Raw genomic sequence first — 7,420 nt, 5'->3', positions numbered from 1 at the left:
GGCGATCGCACTGGGGAAGCACTAATCCTGAATAATATTGGTCTGGTCTATGATGCCTTAGGAGAAAAACAACAGGCATTAGAATACTTGCAACAGGCTTTACCTTTAACCCAAGCTGTGGGTAATCGCGCCGGAGAAGCAACCACCCTCTCTAATATCGCCTACGCAGAAAGCAACCAAGGCAATCTCCAACTAGCGTTAACTCAAATGCAAGCCTCGATTGACATTATCGAAGATTTGCGGACTAAAGTAGCTAGTCCTGAATTGCGTCAAACCTATTTTGCCACTGTACAAGGTTATTACCAATTCTACATCGACTTACTGATGCAACTGCATCAACAAAACCCGGATCAAGGCTACGATAAACAAGCCTTCCACGCCAGTGAACGTTCTCGCGCCAGAACTCTATTAGAATTACTCACCGAAGCCAATGCCAATATCCGCGAAGGTGTAGATCCTGACTTACTCCAACAAGAACAAACCTTAAACGCCAAACTCGATGCTACCGAAAAACAACGGATTGAAATATATAGTAATCCGGAATCCACTCCAGCCCAGAAAACCGCTATTGAACAACAACGACAACAACTTTTAGCCGACTATCAACAACTGCAAGACCAAATCCGGGCGACAAGTCCTCAATATGCCGCCCTGAAATATCCACAACCCCTAACCTTAGAACAAATTCAACAACAGATTCTGGATGAGGATACTATTTTATTACAGTATGCCCTAGGAGAAGAGAATAGTTATCTTTGGGCAGTAACCAAAGATAGCCTAACCAGTTATCGACTCCCTGCCAGAGATGAAATCGAAACCCTCGCCCGACGATTCTATGGACTCTTACAAATTCCCGGTTATGAATTTAACCCTAGCCAAAGGGGTGCTATGATTCCGGTTGTCCTCCGTGATAATTTAAATTCGCTTTCACAACTGAGTGAACTCCTGTTCGGACAAGTTGCTGAACAATTAACTAAAAAACGCATTTTGGTTGTTGCAGATGGGGCATTACAATACATTCCATTCGCCGCTTTAGCCACACCCGAAACTGCTGATACCGATACTCCCATCCCCCTAATCAATCAATACGAACTGGTCAACTTACCCTCCAGTTCCACCTTGGGGATTATTCGTGACCAAATCAACGGACGCCAGGAAGCATCCAAACAATTAGCGATTCTGGCTGACCCGGTTTTCACCAATAATGATAACCGCGTTAAAAATGCCCCCAGCCGAGGCACAGAAACGAATTTAAACCAAGCGTTACTCAACCGTTCTGTTCGCGTCTCCGAGATTAACTTAAGTCGCCTCCCTGGAACTCGCACTGAAGCCGAAGCGATTCTCAATTTAGTGTCACCAGAGACACAAACAAATGCGTTTGATTTTGAGGCTAATCGTGACTTTATCGACAATCCCCAACTGAGAGATTATCAAATCATTCATTTAGCCACTCATGGCATTCTCAATAGTGAAGCGCCCGAATTATCAGGTGTGGTGTTATCCTTAGTGGATCAACAAGGGAATTCCAAAAATGGCTTTTTACGTCTCCATGATATCTTTAACTTAAATCTGCCAGCGGAATTAGTCGTATTAAGTGCTTGTCAAACGGGATTAGGACAAGAAATCCGAGGCGAAGGATTAGTGGGGTTGACGCGAGGGTTTATGTATGCAGGTGCGCCGCGTTTGGTGGTGAGTTTGTGGAATGTGGATGATGCAGCAACGGCGGAGTTTATGACCCGATTTTACCGTTTACTGTTGAATGATGGATTGAAGCCTGCCCAAGCGTTGCGGGAAACTCAGTTACAAATGCAGCGAGAAACTCAATGGAAATCTCCCTATTATTGGGCAGCATTTACGTTGCAAGGCGAGTGGAATTAAGTTTCAAAGTAGCCTCAAACCGTAGGGTGCGTTAGCGCAGCGTAACGCACCGAACTATCTGAACCGTAACATGGTGCGTTACGGCGCACTTAGGTGTTGAGATAATCAAAGTTAATTCTCCAATGCGCCTAACGCATCCTACGAATACTTGATTTTACGGTTTAATGTTGAATGATGGGTTGAAACCTGCCCAAGCGTTGCGGGAAACCCAGTTACAAATGCAGCGAGAAACTCAATGGAAATCTCCCTATTATTGGGCAGCATTTACGTTGCAAGGCGAGTGGAATTAAAGCCCAAAATTGTCTCAAACCGTAGGGTGTGTTAGCGCAGCGTAACGCACCGAACTATCTGAACCGTAACATGGTGCGTTACGGCGCACTTAGGTGTTGAGATGATAAACGTTAATTCTCCCATGCGCCTAACGCACCCTACGAATACTTGATTTTACGGTTTAATGTTGAATGATGGGTTGAAACCTGCCCAAGCGTTGCGGGAAACCCAGTTACAAATGCAACGGGAAACTCAAGGGAAATCTCCCTATTATTGGGCAGCGTTTACGTTGCAAGGCGAGTGGAATTAAGTTTCAAAGTAGCCTCAAACCTTAGGGTGCGTTAGCGCAGCGTAACGCACCGAACTATCTGAACCGTAACATGGTGCGTTACGGCGCTTAGGTGTTGAGATAATCAAAGTTAATCCTCACTATCTGAACCGTAACATGGTGCGTTACGGCGCACTTAGGTGTTGAGATAATCAAAGTTAATCCTCCCATGCGCCTAACGCACCCTACGAATACTGACTACGAAGGAACGGGCGTTACGGCGATCGCACGGCTTGAGCAACCTGAATTTAGCATCATTTCGATGCAATCTGAACAACTGAACCCCCCATCCAGCCGGAAAAGATGTGAAAATTCCTCTAAAGTGAGACGCTTGTTGGTCAATGCCTCTCTAAGATAGGGAGTAAAGTGGAAAAGACTACCATGCCAGGATTGGTATCAGGGCTTCTTAACGATGTACCCTCGCTTACCAACAGCGTGACCGATAAGGAGGAAAGAATATGGCAGATGTCGAGCGGTCTCTAGTAGAAGAGCATTCGCTGGATCGGGATTGTACCACGCTATCCCGTCACGTTCTGCAACAACTGAAGAGTTTTAGTGCTGACGCCCAAGATCTCAGTGCCTTAATGAATCGTATAGCCTTAGCCGCCAAAATTATTTCCCGACGGTTGAGTCGCGCTGATTTGGTCGAAGGTGCGTTGGGATTTACCGGGAATGTGAATGTGCAGGGCGAATCCGTCAAAAAGATGGATGCTTATGCTAATGATGTATTTATCTCGGTGTTTAAACAAAGTGGACTCGTTTGCCGCTTGGCATCCGAGGAAATGGAAAAACCCTACTACATTCCCGAAAACTGCCCGATTGGTCGGTATTCCCTGATCTATGATCCGATTGACGGCTCCTCGAATGTTGATATTAACTTGAATATCGGCTCAATTTTTGCAATTCGTCGGCAACAAGGCGAAGATATTGACGGCGAAGCCACGGATCTGTTGCAGGATGGACACCAGCAAATCGCGGCTGGCTATGTGATCTATGGACCGAGTACAATGCTGGTTTACTCCATTGGCACTGGGGTTCATGCGTTTACCCTTGATCCCAGCTTGGGTGAGTTTATTCTGTCCCAGGAAAACATGCAAGTGCCAGAGCATGGACCGGTTTATAGTGTCAATGAAGGGAACTTCTGGCAATGGGATGAATCGATTCGCGACTATATTCGCTACGTCCATCGCCATGAAGGGTATACGGCTCGCTATAGTGGAGCTTTAGTGGGAGACTTCCATCGCATCTTGTGTCAAGGGGGCGTATTCATTTATCCCGGTACTGTGAAAAAACCGGAAGGGAAGTTGCGTCTACTCTATGAAACTGCACCCTTAGCCTTTTTAATCGAACAAGCTGGGGGTCGAGCCAGTACCGGTACCGAAAACCTGATGGACGTGGTACCGGAAAAACTCCATACGCGCACACCGTTGGTTATCGGGAGTAAAGAGGATGTGGCGTTAGTGGAGTCCTTTATTCAAGAACGAGCGCGAGAATCCAAAGAAGCGATCGCGTCTCGTTCTTAGCTTAGTATCAATCGTAACGAAGAATTCAAGGTTCCTTAACCCAGGGATATGTCCTTGAATCCAGACGAATAGTAATCTATACCCTAATTTAGGAGTTTAAGCATGACAGCAACAGCCAATAATCCTATCTTCCAAATCGAAAACGATTACGGTCAGAGTATCTGGATGGATAATCTTAGCCGTACTATTATCGAATCCGGTGAACTGAAGCAGTTAATTGAAAGTCGCGGGGTTCACGGGATTACCTCCAACCCGGCGATTTTTGAAAAAGCGATCGCGGGGAATGCCATTTACGACGCCGATATCGAAGCGGGGATTAAGGCAAACAAATCGGTAGAGGAGATTTATGAATCCCTCGTCTTTGAGGATATTCGTAACGCTTGTGATATTCTCAAGCCGATTTATGACCAAACTGATGGACTTGATGGTTACGTCAGTATCGAAGTTCCTCCTACCATCGCTAAAGATACCGAAAGCACAATTAATGAAGCCCGTCGGTATTACCAAGAGATTGGTCGGGAGAACGTAATGATTAAAATTCCCGGCACTTCCGAAGGTTTACCTGCGTTTGAGCAAGTGATTAGTGAAGGGATTAACGTCAATGTTACCCTACTCTTCTCCATCCAAAGTTACATTGATACCGCTTGGGCGTATGTCCGAGGCTTAGAAAAACGGGCAGAAAAAGGAGAAGATATTAGCAAGATAGCCTCGGTTGCCAGTTTCTTCCTCAGCCGGATAGACAGTAAGATTGACGATCGCATTGACGAAAAACTCCATGCTGGGGTTGACCGGATCGAGAAAGACGCAAAGCTGGAAGATGTTAAAGGCAAAGTCGCGATCGCCAATGCCAAAATCGCTTATCAGAAGTTCAAAGAGATTATTCAAAGCGATCGCTGGAAAGCCCTATCCGCTAAAGGCGCAAATGTACAACGCCTACTCTGGGCAAGTACCAGCACCAAAAATCCCGACTACAGTGATGTCATGTACGTCGATGAGTTGATTGGTCCCAATACCGTCAACACCCTACCACCGAATACTATCGAAGCCTGTGCCGATCACTGTTCTCCGGAAAATCGGATTGAAACCGATGTGGAAAAGGCGTACCAGTTAATGGAAAACCTCAAAGATCCCGATATCGCGATCGATCTGGATCAAGTCATGGATGAACTGCTTGATGAAGGCATTGACAAATTTGTCAAGCCCTTTGAGTCCTTAATGTCCTCCCTGGATAGCAAGGTCAAAGACTTGGCAACGGTATAGCGATACCCCAAGGCGTGAGGTATCCCTTACTGTAGAGGCACCATCCTTGCGCCCTTACCGAGGTAGCGCGTGAAACGGGAAATTGCCAATGAACCGTGTAAACCAATAACCCATGGTATAAACTTGGTCGGGGCGGGTTGAGTCACATCCGGGTGAGGTCTAGAAACGAGATATAGTAAAACCCGCCCCTACACACTCAAAACCCAAGACGCGCCATGGCGCGTCTCTACACTCAACTCAAAACTCGAAATGGTGACATTTACAGAAAATCCCCTGCGCGTTGGTTTACAACAGGAACGGAGTCCAGAACCGCTGATTTTAGTGATTTTTGGCGCATCTGGAGACCTGACCCAACGCAAGCTAGTTCCCTCCCTGTATCAGCTTAAACGCCAACGACGACTTCCTTCAGAAATAACAATTGTTGGGGTAGCCCGTCGCGAATGGAGTCATGACTATTTTCGCGAACAGATGCGGGAAGGGATTGAGGAGTTTTCTGACGGAATTCACTCTGAAGAACTGTGGAATGATTTTGCTGAAGGGCTATTCTATTGTCCCGGCAATATCGATAAACCAGAAAGCTATCAGAAATTGAAAGCATTTTTGGCAGAACTGGATGGTAAACGGGGAACCCGAGGAAATCGAGTATTTTACCTCGCCGTTGCGCCCAAATTTTTCCCTGAAGCCATCCGCCAACTGGGGACAGCCGGAATGCTGGATGATCCCATGAAGCATCGCCTGGTGATTGAAAAACCCTTTGGTCGAGATTTGAGTTCAGCGCAAATTCTCAACCGCGTCGTGCAGCAAGTGTGTCGTGAGGAACAGGTTTATCGCATTGATCACTACTTAGGTAAGGAAACCGTTCAGAACCTGTTAGTCTTCCGCTTTGCTAACGCGATCTTTGAACCCTTGTGGAATCGCCAGTTTGTCGATCACGTTCAGATTACTGTAGCCGAAACCGTGGGCGTCGAAGATAGAGCAGGTTACTATGAGACATCGGGTGCGCTGCGAGACATGGTGCAGAACCATTTGATGCAACTCTTTTGCTTAACTGCAATGGAGCCACCCAATTCCCTAGATGCGGATAGTATCCGGACTGAAAAAGTAAAAGTAGTTCAGGCAACACATTTAGCCGATATTAATAATTTAGAATGTTCAGCGGTTCGGGGTCAGTACAAGGCAGGCTGGATGAAAGGGGAGGCAGTATCAGGATATCGAGAAGAAGAAGGCGTTGATCCCAACTCCATCACACCCACTTACGTGGCGATGAAACTCATGATCGATAACTGGCGTTGGCAAGGTGTTCCCTTCTACCTGCGGACTGGGAAACGGTTACCGAAGAAAGTCAGTGAGATTTCGATTCAGTTTCGCGATGTCCCCTTACTGATTTTCCAATCCGCCGCCCAACAAACCAGTCCCAATGTGCTGACGATGCGGATTCAACCCAATGAAGGCATTTCCCTGCGATTTGAGGCAAAAATGCCGGGTCCACAGCTTCGTACCCGCACAGTTGATATGGATTTTAGCTATGGCTCATCCTTTGGCATGGCAACATCTGATGCCTACAATCGATTATTACTCGATTGTATGTTGGGAGATCAAACGCTATTTACCCGCGCCGATGAAGTGGAAGAAGCCTGGCGGGTGATCACCCCAGCCCTATCCGCTTGGGAAGCACCCACTGACCCCGACACGATTCCCCAATACGAAGCCGGAACGTGGGAACCCAGGGAGGCAGAAAACCTGATTAATCGGGATGGACGTCGTTGGCGTAGACCCTAGTTGGGGAGCAGGGGGAGCAGGGGGAGCAGAGGAAGCAGGGGGAGCAGAGGGAGCAGAGGGAGCAGGGGGAGCAGGGGGAGCAGAGGAAGCAGGGGAAGCAGGGGGAGCAGGGGGAGCAGGGGGAGCAGAGGGAGCAGGGGGAGCAGGGGAAGATGGAGAAGATGGGAGACAAAATTTCTATAACTCATTACCCTATTCCATAAGACACACCGAGCGAAGCCGAGGTGTTGCCTATTGCCTATTCCCTGACCAATGACCAATGACCAATGACCAATGACCAATGACCAATGACCAATGACCAATGACCAATGACCAATGACCAATGACCAATGACCAATGACCAATGACCAATGACCAATGACCAATGACCAATGACCAATGA

At 47.2% G+C, this 7,420-nt stretch carries 8 protein-coding genes; all 8 read left to right on the top strand.

All coding sequences use genetic code 11. The annotated features are described in order from the left end of the window. Positions 1 to 1,878, top strand: a 1,878-nt coding sequence (locus RIC07_RS16080) for a CHAT domain-containing protein (RefSeq protein WP_446395416.1), incomplete at its 5' end; no start/stop codon positions are given. Between the two features lie 164 nt (positions 1,879 to 2,042). Beyond that, entirely contained in the window at positions 2,043 to 2,168 is a 126-nt protein-coding gene (locus RIC07_RS16075) for a CHAT domain-containing protein (protein ID WP_446395415.1), read from the top strand. A gap of 164 nt (positions 2,169 to 2,332) precedes the next feature. Then, positions 2,333 to 2,458: a CHAT domain-containing protein gene (locus RIC07_RS16070; RefSeq protein ID WP_446395414.1), complete on the top strand. Its 126-nt coding sequence runs from the start codon at positions 2,333 to 2,335 to the stop codon at positions 2,456 to 2,458. Positions 2,459 to 2,645: 187 nt separating this feature from the next. Then, a complete protein-coding gene (locus tag RIC07_RS16065; protein ID WP_446395413.1) occupies positions 2,646 to 2,834 on the top strand; it encodes a hypothetical protein in 189 nt (62 codons plus the stop codon). Positions 2,835 to 2,934: 100 nt separating this feature from the next. Continuing rightward, on the top strand, positions 2,935 to 3,999 hold the full coding sequence (fbp, locus tag RIC07_RS16060) for a class 1 fructose-bisphosphatase (RefSeq protein ID WP_446383531.1): 1,065 nt from the start codon (positions 2,935 to 2,937) through the stop codon (positions 3,997 to 3,999). A 102-nt stretch (positions 4,000 to 4,101) separates the two neighbouring features. Further along, positions 4,102 to 5,259, top strand: a complete 1,158-nt coding sequence (tal, locus tag RIC07_RS16055) for a transaldolase (RefSeq protein WP_446383529.1) — start codon at positions 4,102 to 4,104, stop codon at positions 5,257 to 5,259. A gap of 249 nt (positions 5,260 to 5,508) precedes the next feature. Further along, positions 5,509 to 7,038, top strand: coding sequence for a glucose-6-phosphate dehydrogenase (gene zwf, locus RIC07_RS16050; RefSeq protein WP_446395412.1), 1,530 nt, complete (start codon positions 5,509 to 5,511; stop codon positions 7,036 to 7,038). Beyond that, positions 7,013 to 7,294 (top strand): hypothetical protein, encoded by a 282-nt coding sequence (locus RIC07_RS16045; protein WP_446395411.1) that lies wholly within the window; start codon positions 7,013 to 7,015, stop codon positions 7,292 to 7,294. The genes zwf and RIC07_RS16045 overlap by 26 nt, the downstream gene beginning before the upstream one ends. Positions 7,295 to 7,420: the final 126 nt, after the last annotated feature.

The sequence above is a fragment of the Coleofasciculus sp. E1-EBD-02 genome, assembly GCF_040218245.1.
Taxonomy (GTDB): Bacteria; Cyanobacteriota; Cyanobacteriia; order Cyanobacteriales; family Coleofasciculaceae; genus Coleofasciculus.
The sequence above is the reverse complement of the archived record's forward strand: the minus strand, read 5'-3'. Positions and strand labels throughout refer to the sequence as shown.